Raw genomic sequence first — 14,872 nt, forward strand, 5'->3', positions numbered from 1 at the left:
TGTGTCCGACCCCCGACAGACATCCGGTCACGACCGTAGGGCTCGCCCAAGTCCGTGTCAATGCGCGAGATCAGGACGCAATCAGCAGTTCACACAGGTACACGGACGACCGTTTCCAACACCGGACAGCGCCGCGGCTCGCCAGCCCGTGAGCCGAGTGGTCGAGATAAGGTCCAGACCGCAACCGAAAGACTTCTGGAGGTGCTTCGTGACGGGGCGAACGAACGGCACACTGGCGCGCGACGGCGGCGACCCCGTCCGCACGGCCCCCTTCCCGACCGTCAACCAGGCCGGCGGAAGGACGCTCGGTGCCGAGGAGCTGGAGGCGCTGGGCCGCGTCATCGCGTCCGGCCAGCTCGGCTGCACGGTCGGCGGCGAGACCCGCGCGCTCGAGCGGGAGTTCGCCGACTACTACGGCATCGGCCACGCCGTCGCGTCCAGCTCCGGAACGGCCGCCCTGCATCTCGCCGTCGCGGCGGTCGACCCGGAACCAGGCGACGAGATCATCACCACGCCGATCACCGACGCCGGCACCGTGCTGCCCATGCTGCTGCAGAACGCGGTACCCGTCTTCGCCGACCTCGATCCCGCGACAGGGAACCTCGACGTCGAGTCCGTACGCCAGCGGATCACGTCCCGGACCAGGGCGATCTGCGTCGTCCACCTGTTCGGCTCCGCCGCGCCCGCAGCCGAGCTTCGGACAGTCGCCGACGAACACGGCATCGTCCTCATCGAGGACTGTGCCCAGGCGTACCTCACCCGGGTCGACGACGGCCGGCTCGCCGGCACCATCGGACACATCGGATGCTTCAGCCTCCAGCAGTCCAAGCACATCACCGCCGGCGACGGCGGGCTGTCGATCAGCGACGATCCTGCGCTGGCCCGGCGGATGCGCCTGTTCGCCGACAAAGGATGGCCGCGCGACACCGACGAACGCACCCATCTGTTCCTCTCGACCAACTACCGGATGACCGAGCTGCAGGCGGCGGTCGCCCGGGCGCAGCTGCCGAAGCTCGCCGGCGTCGTCGCCGCGCGACGGGCCACCGCACTGCGGCTCACGGACGCGATCAGCGGACTGTCCGGACTCCGCGCGCCACGCGACACCGGCGGCATGTCGTACTGGCAGTACCCGTTGCTGGTGGACGACGCGGAGGCGGCGGGCGGCACCAACCACGACTACGGCAGGGCCCTGGCCGCCGAGGGGATCCCGGCGTCGGGTGGATACCTGACCCGACCGGTCTACCGCACCCCGGTGCTCGCCGAACGGCGTACGTACGGCGGCTCCGGTTACCCCCTCACCGCACCACCGGCCAGCCAGGAGCCCTGCTACGACAGGGGGATCTGCCCGGTGGCCGAGTCACTGATCGACGAGCGGCTGGTGGTCGTCTCCTGGAACGAGGCGTACGACGAGAGCGACGTGGACGACATCGCCGCGGCGATCCACAAGGTGCACCACGTCTTCACCCGCCGGTGACGAGTGGCGGCGTGTGCGGACCGGCGTCTGTCCCGCGCTACGGCCTTCGATGGACGGCCTGGCCGGACGGTGCCACCATGATGGGCATGCTCATGGGGATCCTGATCGGCATCATCGTCCTGGCTGTCGTGCTGGTCTACCTCGGCCAGCGCGGGGCGAGTCTGCCCTGGGTGCCCGGCAGGGAGAGGCGCCAGCGGCAGCTGGACGCCGACGTCAACCGGGGGATCGAGAAGCGCGACACCTCGCTCGATCACGTCCGGGACGTCGATGGCAGCGGATTCCCCGGCGCCTTCTAGAGGTTGTCTCGGAGACGTCCAGATGGCCGTCTCCGTCGTGGTCTGTACGCGCAACCGGATCGCCCCGTCGACGCCCACGTCCAGCGAGCCTGGCGGGTAGGGGCTGCGTACGCCTCGAGGCTGACGACCGTCATCCCGCCGGCTGACGTCGCCACGACGGGCGAAGCCTAGGATCGGCCGGATGGAGCGACCGTCGGTGAGCCTGCCGACCGTGGAGAACTGGGTGATCCGGCACACCTGGGCAGGCGACGCCGTCCTCGCCGTGGCCCTCCTGTTGGTGATCGGCCGGACGTCTGTGACCCTGGTGTGGGGTGCCGAGTGGCCCCTCGCCGCGAGGGTCGGAGTGATCGGTCTCGTGCTGATCGGGCACCTCACCATTGTCACCCGGCGGACCTGGCCGGTGGCGGCGTACCTCTCCTGCAGCCTCGTGATGCTCGCCCTCGTGCTGGCGCCCGACTTCACCGGGCCGGGCGCGAGAGAGCTGGGCGTCGACTCGGTGCCATCGATCCTGCTTCCCAGCGCCCTGGTCTATCCGGTCGCGTTGTACGCCGTCGCCGCGTACTCCCGGCGTCCCTGGCCGACGATCGCCTTGGTGATCGGTCTCGTCGGTGCGGTCCTCACCACTGTCCGGCTGTGGTTCCCGGGGGACTGGATGGCCGGCCAGAGCGGGACGGACAGCGCTGTCTGGCGGCTCTTCGTCCTGCTTGCGCTGGTCGCCGCCGTCCTGGCGCCCTGGGGCCTGGGGCGGTTCCGGGGCATCCGGGCGGCCTACGTCGTCGCGTTGGAGGAGCGGGCGCGGCGTGCCGAGCAGGACCGGGCCGAGCGGGCGGAGCAGGCGGCGGCAGCGGAACGGTCGCGGATCGCGCGAGAGATGCACGACGTCGTGGCCCACTCGTTGGCGGTGATGGTGCGACAGGCGGAGGGCGGCCGGTTCGCCGCCGCGAAGGATCCCGCCCGTGCCGTCGAGGCGTTGGCGATGGTCGCTGGCACCGGGCGGGAGGCATTGGCCGACATGCGTACCGTCCTGGGGGTTCTGCGTCGCGACGAGGAGGTGGCCGAGACAACGCCTCAGCCGACGCTGGACGATGTTCCGGCCCTCGTGGAACGGGTTCGCGCGTCCGGGTTGCCGGTCGAGCTCACGACCACGGGGACCGCTCTCGCGTTGGATCGCGCCGCCTCGCTGGCGGCCTTCCGGGTGGTCCAGGAAGCGCTCACGAACGTCGTCAAGCATGCCGCCCGCGACGCCTCGGCGTCGGTACGGCTCACCTGGATCGACGGCGGGCTCGATATCGCGGTGACCGACGACGGCGGCACGCGGGAGGGTGGAGCCGCATCGGCTGGTGGGGCTGTTCGGGATAGTGGAGCCGTTCGGGATAGTGGAGCCGTTCGGGATGGTGCGGCCGTTCGGGATAGTGGAACTGCGCCGGGCGGACACGACGGTCAGGGGTTGGTCGGCATGCGCGAGCGGGTGACGCTGGCGGGTGGGCGGATGAGCGTCGTGCCGCCCGCCGAGCCGCGAGGATCCGGGGGCCGGGGATTTGCCGTCTCTGCGTACCTGCCGGCGCGCGCGAGGGAGGCGTCGACGTGATCCGGGTCGTGCTCGTCGACGACCAGGAGCTGGTACGCACCGGCCTCGCCATGGTCGTCGACTCCCAGGACGACATGCGGGTCGTCGGCCAGGCAGGCGACGGCGCGCAGGCGCTCGACCTCATGGCGACCGTCGCCGCCGACGTCGTGCTGATGGACGTACGCATGCCGCGGATGGACGGTGTGGAGGCGACCCGCCGGCTGCTGGAACGTGACCGGGACGGAGCGCGGGTCGTCGTCCTCACGACGTTCGACCTGGACGAGCACGCGTTCGCCGCACTGAAGGTCGGAGCCAGCGGCTTCCTGCTGAAGGACGCACCGGCCGAGGAGGTCCTGTCCGCCATCCGTGCCGTCCACGCCGGCGACTCGGTCCTCGCGCCGTCCACGACGAGGCGGTTGCTGGCCCATGTGGCCCGGGACCTCCCGGGGCCCCGTACCGGTCCCGACCCGCTGGAGCGGCTCACGGACCGGGAGCGGGAGGTCCTCGTCGAGGTGGCGACCGGTGCCAGCAACGCCGAGATCGCCAGCCGGATGTATCTGTCCGAGGCGACGGTCAAGACCCATGTCGGCCGCCTGCTCGCGAAGCTCGGGCTACGCGACCGGGTGCAGGCCGTCGTTCTTGCGTACGAGTCCGGTCTCGTCCGGCCCGGCTCGTAGGTCGTGTCGCCCTAGCCACTCCGGCTTCCTGACGTCATTCCCTCGGCGTACGTGGTCGCGACCGCAGGTCGACGTCATGCGCGCCAACCGCAGCGAGGCTCTTCCTCGACGGCGCCGGCCCAGGCGCCCGCAGAAGGGAGATCCTCATGTCCGTCCATGTCGACGACGCCCGGTCAGGAGGACCGGTCGCCCCGCGGTCCAGACCTACCCGGCGATGGACCGCGCTCGCGCTACCGGTCGCCGCCACCTGGTCGCTCGCCTACCTCGGGTTGGGCATCGCCTGGCTGCTCGGAGCGGGCGGCAACCCCGCCGATCCCGCGGTGGACGAGGTGCGAGGACTGTCGTTGTTGGGGCTCTGGAGTCCCCGGGTCGGCGCCGGCATCCTCACCGGGCTCGCCGGTTTCGGAGTCGTCCTGGCCTGGGTGATGGCGTTCGTTCGTCCGGGCTCGCGGGGACCGGACGCCAGACCGCCCGGCCGATCCCGCTCCCTGGCGACCACGCTGGTGGCCCGGATACCGAGCGGCCTGGCGATCGGGCTCGGCCTGACGCTGGCAGTCGTCCTGCCGGACTACCGGTTGCTCGCCACCATCGCCTACACGCCGATCATGCTGGTTCTGACCATGGCCGGAGCCGCCCCGGAAGGGGTCGTCCTCTGGTACTGGCCGGTGGTCAACATGGCGGTCCTCAGCGTTGCCGGACTGGCGTGGTTCGTCGCGGCGATCGCTCACCATCGCAGGATCACCGGTGGGTGCGCCGCATGTGGGCGGAGTCGGACCGGCCGGGACGGTGCGTGGACCTCCCCGGCCGCCGCGGCGCGTTGGGGACGCTGGGCGGTCGGCGTCGCCGTGGCGATACCGGTGGGCTACGCGGCCACGAGGTACGCCTGGGCGCTCGGGATCCCGTGGGGCGTCACCCAGGAGCTGCTCGACGAACTGGGTGCGGCGGTCTACCTGGGAGCTGGGCTCGCGACGCTGGCCGTGGCCGGTGCCATCCTCACGCTCGGCCTGGTCCAGCGGTGGGGTGAGGTTTTCCCGTGGTGGATGGTTGGCCTGCGCGGTCGGCGGGTGCCGGTGATGCTGGCGGTGGTGCCGGCCGGGATCGTGTCGGTCGTCGTCGCCTCCGCGGGGGTGATGTTCGTCCGCTTCGCCGTCACCGGCCGCTTCGCCGCCATGTTCCCGGGCGGTGACAGTGATGTCGCGGGTTGGTTGCCGGAGATGTTCTGGCCACTGTGGGGCGCCGCACTGGCCGCGGCGGCGTTCGCGTACTGGCTCCGCCGGCGTGGCGACTGCGCCATGTGCGGATCAGCCTGACCGCGAGCTACCGGGTCACGAAAGCGCTGGGTATCAGGCCGGGTGGCGGAGGCGGCGCTGGAACTGTGGCAGAGCCTGGGTTTCGTACGGATAGGGCAGCGGACGGTCGCTCGCCTGCGTGAGCCGGTCCATCTGCTCCTCGCTCAACGTCCATCCGGTGGCGCCGAGGTTGTCACGCAGCTGTTCCAGCGTCCGCGCGCCGAAGATGGGTGCGGTGACGCCCGGTCGCTGCAGCAGCCAGCGCAACGCCACCTGACCGGGTGTCTTCCCTGCCTCGTCGGCGACTGCGAGCAGGGCGTCTACGACCCGCCAGGTCTCGTCGGTGTCGCGCCGCTGCCAGCTTCCGTCCACTTCACCACGCGTGCCCGCCGGCGCGGCGCCGAGGTCGCGGCGGTACTTGCCGGAGAGCCAACCGCCGGCGAGGGGGCTGTAGGCGATCAGGCCGGCACCTTCGTTCCGGCAGATCGGGAGCAGCTCCCACTCGGCGTCACGGCCGAGCAGGTTGTAGTACGGCTGCAGGCAGACGAACGGCTCCCAGCCATGCTGGCGGGACAGGTCGATCGACTTCTGCAACTGCCAGCCGGTGTAGTTCGAGGCCCCGACGAACCGGACCTTTCCGCTCTTCACCAGACCGTCCAACGTCGAAAGCGTTTCCTTCAACGGTGTGACGTCATCGAAGACGTGGACCTGGTAGAGGTCGATGTAGTCGGTGCGCAGCCGCCGCAGGCTCGCCTCGACCGCTGTCAAGATGTGCTTGCGTCCGGCGCCCTGGACGAGTTGGCCCGGCCCGGCTTCGCCATAGACCTTGGTGGCGATCACGAGGTCGTCGCGGGCGCGGCCCTTGAGCCAGGAGCCGATGATCTCCTCGGAGCGGTTGTAGCCGTAGACGTCGGCGGTGTCGATGAAGGTTCCGCCGGCCGCCACGAACTCGTCGAGGATGCGGTGGCTGGTCTGCTCGTCGGACTCGTCGCCGAACCGCCAGGTGCCGAGGCACAGCTCGCTGACCTCGAGGCCGGTACTGCCCACAAAGCGATAGTCCACAGGGATTCCTTCCAGCGAACGACTTCCGACCATGCGCGGACGTCGCGGTGGAACGGTAGGCAGCCGAGGACCGGCGCGTCCAATGCAGAATCCGGTCGTACGTCATGCGTACGCGGTATGGGTGCGGACACTCGTCCGGATCCCTTGACCTGGAGCGCGCTCCAGGTCCTAGGCTCCGGCGGTTCAGGTTCCGTCGGTCGCTCGGTAGTGCGCGATCTTCTCGTCCAGCACGCGAAGGGCCGTCTGCAGCTGCGCCAGCTGGCCACCGAGTTCGGCGCGGTGGTTCTCGAGGAGTTCGACCACGCTTCCGGAGCTGGTCGAACCGTTACGGAGCCGGCCCATGAACATCTGGAGGTCGGCGATGCCCAGGCCGGCCCGGCGTAGGCAGACCAGCAGCTGCACCCAGGCGAGATCGCCGTCGGTGTAGATCCGCCGACCACCGGCCGTGCGACTCACCGGGCCGAAAAGTCCGAGCCGTTCGTAGTAGCGCAAGGTGTCCAGGCTGAGGCCCGTGCGCTCGGACGCCTCCGCCGGTTCGTACGACGTCATGCCCTCATGATCGGGGGTGATGTACGCCTGGGGTCAAGCTCCTCGGCGCCCGGTCCCGCTGCGTGGCTTCTCTGAGGCATCCTGTGGTGCGTGGAGGTCTACCAACTCAGGGCGTTCGTGGAAGTGGCGGCCGACATGCATGTCGGCCGGGCCGCCGCGCGGCTGCACATGGCGCAACCCACGCTGAGCCGTCAGATCGCCGCGCTGGAAAGGGATCTCGGCGTACCACTTTTCAGCCGCGCCCGCCGGCGGATCGCCCTGACGCCGGCCGGCGAGATCTTCCTCGGCAAAGCCCGCGAGATCCTCGGGCAGCTCGACGTGGCCGCGGAAGATGCCCGGCGCGCGGCCCGTGGTGAGATCGGGACGTTGCGGTTGGGCTTCGTCCAGTCCGCGACCTACGCAGCCGTTCCCCGACTCGTCGGCCGATTTCGGGCGGTCTGTCCGGAGGTCAGGCTGGAGGCAGGGTTCATGACCACGATGCGACAGATTCCGGCACTCCAGGCCGGTCTCCTCGATGTCGGACTCCTCCGCCCCCAGCAACCGGCGAACGCCTACAGCGGACTGCACACCCGGGTGATCTCGCGGGACGCCATGGTGGCTGTCCTCCCCGCGAGCCACCCACTGGCGGTCAAACGTCGCATCTCGCTGGCTGAGTTGGCCGGCGAAGCCTTCGTCGTCTACCACCGGGAGGAAGGGTCGACCGGCTACGAGGCGATCATCGACCACTGCCGCGGGGCCGGCTTCACTCCGCGCATCGTGCAGGAGGCGGGGGATGCCCAGACCATCGTGGCGCTGGTCGGTGCCAACCTTGGGGTGTCGCTGATGTTGGCCCCGACGCCGGACGTCGACCCTGACCTTGTCACCTATCGCCCGCTCAGTGACCGGATACCGACCTGGGACATGGCACTCGCCTGGTCGGTGGACAACAGGTCGGCCACGCTGGAGCGCTTCCTCGCGATCGCCACGGAGCTGACCGCAGGTGGAGCGCAGGTCGGATCTTCGTGAATGTCCCTGGGCTACGCGGACGGGTCGATGAACTCGTCCGCGGAGACCCTGGAGAGCTCCTGCAGGACGCGAAGGAACGCGCGGCGGTCGGCGGCAGGCACTCGAGCCAGCAGCCGTTCCTCCTGACGCTGGATGGCGTCTTGCGCGGACGTACGAACCCGACGGCCTTTCGCGGTCACTGAGACCAGACGCACCCGACGGTCGTCGGGGTCGGGCTCACGGCGGATCAGGCCGCGGTCCTGCAGGTCGTCGAGGATGGGGATGATCCTGGTCTTGTCCGCGCCGATGGCCTGAGCCAGCGCGGCCTGCGTACGCACCGGTTCGTCCTCCAGCCGGACGAGAACGGTATAGCCCCACATCGACAGGTCGTGGGCACGCAGGACCGGGAGTTCGGCCGCCATCAGGGTGCGGCCCAACGGCGCGACCAGTGCCGCGAGGTCGGGGCGAGTGGGGCGGCTTCCCGACGTGGACTTCCTCCGCATGGAACGACGATATGCCTTGACAAATCATGTGCTCTAGCAGATCGTAAGCGCACGCATATTAATGGAGGCATTATGAGCATCCCTGACCTTCGCGCGGAGCACCGGCGCGCGGCCGAAGCCACCATCGAGGTCGTGTCGCGCCTCACCCATGACGACCTGTCGCGGCCGACTCCGTGCGCCGACTGGAATCTGGGCGACCTGCTCGCGCACATGATCGTCCAGAACCACGGCTTCGCGGCGGCTGCGGAGGGAGGTGGCGCCGACCCGGCGATCTGGAAAGTCGGTCCGCTCGGCGCCGACCCGATGGCCGACCACACGGCCGCCACCGAGCACGTCATGACGGCGTTCGCGGCGGACGGTGTGTTGGACCAGCCGTTCTTCCTCGCGGAGCTGACCGACCAGCCCCTCCCCGCGACCCAGGCGATCAGTTTCCACTTCGTCGACTGTGTGGTGCACGGCTGGGACGTCGCACGCTCGGTGGGGCAACCATGGAAGCTCGACGCCGACCTTCTCCACGCCGCCCTGCCGGTCGCCGAAGCAGTGCCGGACAGCGACTTTCGCACGCTGCCTGGAGCGTCGTTCCGTCCCCGACTGCCGTCGACTCCCGCGGATGACCCGCTCGATCGAATCCTGCGGCTGCTCGGACGCTCGCCCGCGTGGCCCGGCGAGGCCCCTACGCCCGGACTCTGAGCCGCGCGGCCTGGGCGGGTCAGATAGCGGTGTCCGGAGACGTTCGTCGCAGGTGGGCTCCCACCGCTCAACCGCTCAGCGGCGGGTCCGGCCCGCGACAGCGCGCCAGACGAGCAGGACGAGAACGGAGCCGATGATCGCCGTCAGCCAGGACGAGAGGTCCCAGAACTCATCGATGGGGCTGGTGTTGAACAGCACCCCGGCCAGGAATCCACCGAGCAGGGCGCCGGCGACGCCGATGACGAGCGTGACGATCAAACCGCCAGGGTCGTTGCCTGGCAGGAGGAACTTGGCTATCGCTCCACAGATCAGTCCGAGGATGAGGAAGGCGATGATGCCCATGATGTGTGGCGCCCTTCGTGTCTCTCGTGGCCGACGATCGGCCATCGCGGTCCGGGCTGTACTACCCGCTCGCACCACTCGAAACCGCAGCGATTCCCAGCACAGGTGACAGTGGGGCGTCAGGGATTCACCCAGGCGTGCGGATCCTCGGCGTCCGGGTCGGCGAGAAGGTAGGCCGCCGCGGCGGGTTGCGCGGGCCCGGAATCCTCCGCAACCTCGCGGAAGACAAGAACCCGGACGCGTGCGCCTTCATCCGGTGGGTAGTCGGACGGATCATCGAAGACGGTTACCCGTCCTCCGCCGGCAAGGTCACTGGGATGGTCGATGATCCAGTCCTCGAGGATCGCGCGCGCGATGTCGGCACTGGCGCGGTCCCCGACGGTCCGGTCCTGCGCGGTGGTGCTGGTCCGCCATGCGTCCTTGTCGAATAGGTCGATCTGGTACGTGTAAGGCTCGGCCATAGATGAGAAACGTATCCGGCGGACGGCGGTCGATAAAGCCCGCGTCGTTACGGATATCGGACGCGAAGCCGGGTAACCAGCGGGACACCGTCAGGCAGGTCCCTCGTGGTGGATGCGTCCCGCCATCTCGCCGAGCCGTCCACCGGTGCCGCCCCACCTGGCCGCGATGATCTCCGCGCCGATGCTCACCGCGGTCTCTTCCGGCGTACGCGCCCCGAGGTCGAGTCCGATCGGTGACGCGAGCTTCGCAAGCTCCTCAGTCGTCAGGCCGGCCTCCCTCAACCGCGCGATCCGGTCGTCATGCGTACGCCGGGAACCCATCGCACCGACATAGGCCAGCGGCATCCGCAGCGCCACCTCGAGCACCGGGACGTCGAACTTCGGATCGTGGGTGAGAACGCAGACGACGCTGCGTTCGTCGATCCGGCCGGCCGCCCGTTCGCCGGTGAGGTACCGATGCGGCCACTCGACCACGACCTCGTCGGCCTCGGGGAACCGGCGGCTCGTGGCGAACACCGGACGGGCGTCGCACACGGTCACCCGGTAGCCCAGGAAGGCGCCGACCCGGGCGACGGCGGCGGCGAAGTCGATCGCCCCGAACACGATCATGCGCGGAGGCGGAGAGTACGAAGCGACGAAGAGCGTGAGGTCGTCGCCCCGGCGTTCGCCGTCGTGGCCGTAGTGCAGCGCGGCGCTCCGCCCGGTCGCGAGAAGGCCTCGGACATCATCGGTCGCGGCGGCGTCGAGACGCGGTGAACCCAGGGTTCCCGCCACCCGGTCCGTCCACACCACGAGGTGCCGGCCGACACGATCGCCCGGAGGGGCACTGGCGCGCGCACCGGTGCCGGTGGCTGCGGTGGCGCCAGCAGCCGCGCTGGGACCTGCACCAGCGCAGCCGTCGCCGACAGTGGTGACCGTCGCGACCGGCTCGCCCGAACGGATCGACGCTGACACGTCGCCAAGCTCCGGGAAGGTCGCCCGGTCGACCCGCTCGATGTAGACGTCGAGGACCCCACCGCAGGTCAGACCGACCGCGAACGCGTCGTCGTCACTCACGCCGTACCGCTCGAGGCTGGGTCGGCCAGTGTCGACCGCGCGCCGGGCCGCCTCGTAGACCGCGCCCTCGACGCACCCGCCGGAGACGCTGCCGACTACGGAGCCGTCCGGGCCGACCAGCATCGCCGCCCCCACAGGACGGGGTGCCGAGCGCCAGGTCGCGACCACGGTGCCCATGCCGGCGGCTTCGTCCGCCTCCCACCAGCGAACGAGATCGTCGAGCACCTCACGCATGCGTGATCACTCCCACCTGCGCCTCCCTCGCGCGACACTCGTGCCCAGCAGCACATTGATCGAGCTGCGACCCACGCGAGGTGCGGTGCTCCTGGTCGCCTTGATGGTACGCAGCGAGGGCAGATCCACCAGACTGTGCCCATGCGTGCTGACCGGCTGCTCCGCATCGTCTTCCGGCTGCAGGGCCGGGGCATCGTGTCGGCGTCGACGCTGGCTCAGGAGCTGGAGGTCTCGACGCGCACCATCCGCCGCGACATGGAGGCACTGTCGGCCGCCGGCATACCGGTCTACTCGACCCGTGGCGGTGCCGGCGGGTGGGCTCTGGTGGACGACTACCGGACCAGCCTGACCGGCCTGTCCACGACCGAGGCGCTGGCCATGATCGTCGGTCAGCCGCGCGGAATCCTCGCCGACCTCGGCCTCGACGATCCCGGCGACGGTCTGATTCTCAAGCTGCTGGCGGCGGTCGCGCCGGCCGCCCGTGAGCATGCCGAGCACGCCCGGCAGCGCATCCACGTCGAGTTGGGTGGCTACTGGGGTCCCGTCCCTGGCGACCCGCCGCCCGTGCTGCCTCGGCTGTTGCAGGCGATCTGGGACGACCGCGTTGTCAAGATCCGGTACGGCACAGCCGTCGGCACCGTGCAGGTCGCGCCGTACGGCCTGGTCCGCAAGGGCGCGCACTGGTATCTCATCGGGCAGCGGGACGACAAGCTCCGGACCTACCGCGTCTCCCGGATGCGCGACCTGACGGTGACAGCCGTCCCGTTCGCCCGACCGGACGAGTTCGACCTCGTGACGTTCTGGCGGCAGTCGCAGGACGCCTACGCCAAGTTGCTACCGACCTACCCGGTCCGGCTCCGGCTCCGTGACCACGCGCGGATCCGGGCAGGTTGGGCGTTCGCTCGCACCCGGTCGCTGTCGCCGCCTGATGCCGACGGGTGGGTGGAAGCCGAGTTCGACACCGAAGACTGGGAAGGTGCGGTGGGGTTGGTGCGGTCGTTGGGTGGCGACGTGGTGGTAGTCGAACCGGACCGGCTACGTCGTCAGGTGATCGCCGACGCCCATCGGTTGATCGAGCTCAACTGAGTTCTGAAGGTAGCCGTTGAGGGCACTGGTCGCGTGCATCGTCTGCTGGCTGGCGCGTTGGACGGAGCGGCGGCGTTGCTCGAGGGCGGCCAGGGCCTGTGCCGGCCGGCTGGTGGCGAGGTCGTCGAGAACGGACCGGATGCCATCGAAGCGATAGCCGGCGGCACGCAGGAGCGCGACGATCTGGACGCGTTGCATCTGTTCGTGGTCGTAGTAGCGGCTGCGCGTCGTGCCGTCACGGGTCGGCTGTAGAAGTCCTTGCTCTTCCCAGAAGCGCAACGCGGACGGGCGTACGCCGGCGAGTTGGGCGGCGGCGCCGATGCGTACCACCCGGCCGGCCGTGACGCGAGGAGCGCGGGTCTGGGTGCGCGAGATGCGTTCGAGGGTGCGCAGGGTCTCGTCTATCTGGGCACGTTGGCGGTGGAGTTCGGCGTGGCATGCGTCGACGACGGCGAGCGCGGCGGCGCTGTCGCCGGCATGGACAGCGCGCATGACCTGAAGCGCCCGCTGCCAGCCGTACCCCGCGATCAGACATCGAGCCACCCGCAGTGCTTCCACATGAACGTCGGTGTAGCGGCGGTAGCCGTTGGGACTGCGATCCGCGGCGGGGAGGAAGCCCACCTGTTCGTACGTGCGCACCAGCGACGGGCTGATCCCGGCTGTGCGAGCCAGGTCGACCGGCCGCAGCGCCTTCACGTGGGTCTTTAACCGCGGTTGCAAGGTTCTGGCCCTTTCAGGCGTGATCCAGAGGTGAGAAGACCGGTCAACCTTTCAACGGGCTGGAGCCACATACGGTAACTCCCATGATGGCTGGAAAGACAGAGTGTGGGACATCCGATCCGGTCGTGGCGGTGGATGGGCTGGGGATGACCTACCGGGCCCCGGTACGCCCGGCCGGGCTCGCGGCTGCGTTCCGTGCGCTGTGGCGGCGGGAGTACCGGCAGATCGAAGCGGTGGCCGATGTGACGTTCCACCTTGCAGCCGGCGAGCTCGTCGGGTTCATCGGGCCCAATGGCGCCGGCAAGACCACGACCATGAAGATCCTCTCCGGCATCCTGCACCCGACCGCGGGGGAGGCGAGGGTGCTGGGATTCGCGCCCATGCGACGCCAGCACGAGTTCCTCACCCAGATCGCGCTGGTACGAGGAAGCCAGCCGATCGCTGGACCCACGGAACTGACCGTCCTGGACAACTTCAGCTACCGGCGCCTGTTGTACGACATCGCCCCCGCCCAGTTCCGCTCCCACGTCGAGGAACTGACGGACATGCTCGACCTGGAGCCACTCCTGCCGCGACAGGTGCGCGCCCTGAGCCTCGGGGAGCGGATGCGCGCCGGGCTGGCAGTGGCACTTCTGCACCGACCTCGTGTGCTCTTCCTGGACGAGCCCACCATCGGCCTGGACGCCTCCGCGGCAGTGGCGTTCCGCCGCTACATCGCCGATTACGCCTCCCAGACCGGCGCCACCGTGCTCCTCACCAGTCACTACATGGCCGAGGTCGAGGCCTTGTGCCCACGGGTGGTGTTGATCGACCAGGGACGGCTGCGTTATGACGGCAGGCTGGCCGCATTGGCCGCGCAGCTGTCGCCGTACAAGCTGCTGCGAGTGACCACCGGCGACGACTCGGCGTCGGTGTCATGGAATGACTATGGAGAGCTCGACGACTCCGACCCGAGCCAGGTGACGCTTCGCGTTCCTCGGGAAGACGCGCCCCAGATCACCAGTCGACTCCTCGCCGAGGTTCCTGTCATCGATCTCACCGTGGCCGACCCGCCGCTGGAAACCATGATGGACCGGTTCTACCGGGCCGGTGTGGCATGAGCAGGATGGTGCGGCTGGTGGGCCTCGCGATCTGGCGAAGCACTCTGACCCAGTGGAGTTGGCGGTCGTCGGTGATCACCTGGGTGATCGGGCAGGCGGTCACGCCTGTGCTCGGCCTGTTCATCTGGTCGGCTGCCCTGCCAGGCGACTCGGCAGTCTCCACCTACTACGTCGTGCTGCTCGCGGTCCAACTGGTGACGGTCTCCTACGAACACCACACCCTGTCCAACGGCATCTACGACGGTGGTCTCGGTGACTACCTCGTCCAGCCGCAGCCCGTCGTCATCGACTACCTCGGCACCAACATCGGTCTGCGGTTCTGGCACCTGATCTTCGGCATACCGCTCATCGTGGTCGCGGGAGCCGTCGCCGGTGTCCGGCTCGACCCGGTGGGGATCGCGGTGGCGCTGCCCGCACTCCTGGTCGCCGCCGCGCTGCGGTTCCTTTTCACGTACGCACTCGCGCTGTCGGCGCTGTGGACCGAACGCGCACATGGCGTGGTGGGGCTCGGCGAGACCCTGATCTTCCTGCTCGGCGGTACGGCCGCGCCCCTGGGGTTCCTGCCCGAGCCGTTCCGGGTGGTCGGGCAGGCTCTTCCGTTCTGGTCGATGCTCGGTATGCCCGCCGAGATCGCGGCGGGGACCCTGCGCGGGGCCGAGCTCGTGCAGGCGTACGGCGTTCAGCTGGGCTGGCTGATCGCCCTCGCCGGGTTGACCGTGGCCGTCTGGCGGTCCGGCCTGCGCCGCTTCACCGCAGTAGGCGCGTAGGAGGAGGAGACGACC

17 protein-coding genes are annotated in these 14,872 nt (G+C 69.6%); 10 read left to right on the forward strand and 7 right to left on the reverse strand.

Translation table 11 applies throughout. The annotated features are described in order from the left end of the window. The first annotated feature begins 208 nt into the window (after positions 1-208). From ABNF93_RS09335 to ABNF93_RS09355, 5 genes are all read left to right on the forward strand, one after another. On the forward strand, positions 209-1,474 hold the full coding sequence (locus tag ABNF93_RS09335; RefSeq protein WP_349327450.1) for a DegT/DnrJ/EryC1/StrS family aminotransferase: 1,266 nt from the start codon (positions 209-211) through the stop codon (positions 1,472-1,474). Positions 1,475-1,560: 86 nt separating this feature from the next. Then, on the forward strand, positions 1,561-1,770 hold the full coding sequence (locus ABNF93_RS09340) for a hypothetical protein (protein WP_349327451.1): 210 nt from the start codon (positions 1,561-1,563) through the stop codon (positions 1,768-1,770). A gap of 181 nt (positions 1,771-1,951) precedes the next feature. Beyond that, complete coding sequence (locus ABNF93_RS09345; RefSeq protein ID WP_349327452.1) at positions 1,952-3,358, forward strand: sensor histidine kinase; 1,407 nt, start codon at positions 1,952-1,954, stop codon at positions 3,356-3,358. After that, positions 3,355-4,014 carry a response regulator gene (locus ABNF93_RS09350; RefSeq protein ID WP_349327453.1) on the forward strand — a complete coding sequence of 220 codons (660 nt, stop codon included), beginning with the start codon at positions 3,355-3,357 and terminating at the stop codon, positions 4,012-4,014. The genes ABNF93_RS09345 and ABNF93_RS09350 overlap by 4 nt, the downstream gene beginning before the upstream one ends. A gap of 146 nt (positions 4,015-4,160) precedes the next feature. Then, positions 4,161-5,324 (forward strand): NYN domain-containing protein, encoded by a 1,164-nt coding sequence (locus ABNF93_RS09355; RefSeq protein ID WP_349327454.1) that lies wholly within the window; start codon positions 4,161-4,163, stop codon positions 5,322-5,324. Between the two features lie 33 nt (positions 5,325-5,357). Here ABNF93_RS09355 and ABNF93_RS09360 read toward each other — a convergent pair whose 3' ends face one another. Together ABNF93_RS09360 and ABNF93_RS09365 are read right to left on the reverse strand one after the other, a co-directional pair. After that, positions 5,358-6,365: an aldo/keto reductase gene (locus ABNF93_RS09360; protein WP_349327455.1), complete on the reverse strand. Its 1,008-nt coding sequence runs from the start codon at positions 6,363-6,365 to the stop codon at positions 5,358-5,360. Between the two features lie 183 nt (positions 6,366-6,548). Further along, positions 6,549-6,914 (reverse strand): MerR family transcriptional regulator, encoded by a 366-nt coding sequence (locus ABNF93_RS09365; RefSeq protein WP_349327456.1) that lies wholly within the window; start codon positions 6,912-6,914, stop codon positions 6,549-6,551. Between the two features lie 90 nt (positions 6,915-7,004). Between ABNF93_RS09365 and ABNF93_RS09370 the strand changes: the two genes are divergently transcribed. After that, the gene (locus tag ABNF93_RS09370) at positions 7,005-7,919 is read left to right on the forward strand and encodes a LysR family transcriptional regulator (protein ID WP_349327457.1); all 915 of its coding nucleotides are present in this window, start codon (positions 7,005-7,007) and stop codon (positions 7,917-7,919) included. 11 nt (positions 7,920-7,930) lie between these two features. Here ABNF93_RS09370 and ABNF93_RS09375 read toward each other — a convergent pair whose 3' ends face one another. Further along, positions 7,931-8,401 carry a MarR family winged helix-turn-helix transcriptional regulator gene (locus ABNF93_RS09375; RefSeq protein ID WP_349327458.1) on the reverse strand — a complete coding sequence of 157 codons (471 nt, stop codon included), beginning with the start codon at positions 8,399-8,401 and terminating at the stop codon, positions 7,931-7,933. 72 nt (positions 8,402-8,473) lie between these two features. On the opposite strand from ABNF93_RS09375, the gene ABNF93_RS09380 reads away from it, so the two are divergent. Next, positions 8,474-9,091, forward strand: coding sequence for a TIGR03086 family metal-binding protein (locus ABNF93_RS09380; protein ID WP_349327459.1), 618 nt, complete (start codon positions 8,474-8,476; stop codon positions 9,089-9,091). 75 nt (positions 9,092-9,166) lie between these two features. Here the strand turns inward: ABNF93_RS09380 and ABNF93_RS09385 are convergent, their stop codons facing one another. From ABNF93_RS09385 to ABNF93_RS09395, 3 genes are all read right to left on the reverse strand, one after another. Continuing rightward, entirely contained in the window at positions 9,167-9,433 is a 267-nt protein-coding gene (locus tag ABNF93_RS09385; RefSeq protein ID WP_349327460.1) for a GlsB/YeaQ/YmgE family stress response membrane protein, read from the reverse strand. A gap of 119 nt (positions 9,434-9,552) precedes the next feature. Further along, positions 9,553-9,894: a hypothetical protein gene (locus tag ABNF93_RS09390; protein WP_349327461.1), complete on the reverse strand. Its 342-nt coding sequence runs from the start codon at positions 9,892-9,894 to the stop codon at positions 9,553-9,555. Between the two features lie 90 nt (positions 9,895-9,984). After that, on the reverse strand, positions 9,985-11,184 hold the full coding sequence (locus tag ABNF93_RS09395) for an XdhC family protein (protein WP_349327462.1): 1,200 nt from the start codon (positions 11,182-11,184) through the stop codon (positions 9,985-9,987). 141 nt (positions 11,185-11,325) lie between these two features. Between ABNF93_RS09395 and ABNF93_RS09400 the strand changes: the two genes are divergently transcribed. Continuing rightward, positions 11,326-12,270 (forward strand): helix-turn-helix transcriptional regulator, encoded by a 945-nt coding sequence (locus ABNF93_RS09400; protein ID WP_349327463.1) that lies wholly within the window; start codon positions 11,326-11,328, stop codon positions 12,268-12,270. Here the strand turns inward: ABNF93_RS09400 and ABNF93_RS09405 are convergent. Beyond that, on the reverse strand, positions 12,220-12,990 hold the full coding sequence (locus tag ABNF93_RS09405; protein ID WP_349327464.1) for a MerR family transcriptional regulator: 771 nt from the start codon (positions 12,988-12,990) through the stop codon (positions 12,220-12,222). The two genes, ABNF93_RS09400 and ABNF93_RS09405, sit on opposite strands and share 51 nt — an antisense overlap. 83 nt (positions 12,991-13,073) lie before the next feature. On the opposite strand from ABNF93_RS09405, the gene ABNF93_RS09410 reads away from it, so the two are divergent. Continuing rightward, on the forward strand, positions 13,074-14,090 hold the full coding sequence (locus tag ABNF93_RS09410; protein ID WP_349327466.1) for an ABC transporter ATP-binding protein: 1,017 nt from the start codon (positions 13,074-13,076) through the stop codon (positions 14,088-14,090). Continuing rightward, a complete protein-coding gene (locus tag ABNF93_RS09415) occupies positions 14,087-14,857 on the forward strand; it encodes an ABC-2 family transporter protein (RefSeq protein ID WP_349327467.1) in 771 nt (256 codons plus the stop codon). Before ABNF93_RS09410 ends, ABNF93_RS09415 begins: the two co-directional genes overlap by 4 nt. Positions 14,858-14,872 lie beyond the last annotated feature (15 nt).

Source organism: Actinopolymorpha sp. B9G3 (genome assembly GCF_040120725.1).
Lineage (GTDB): Bacteria > Actinomycetota > Actinomycetes > Propionibacteriales > Actinopolymorphaceae > Thermasporomyces.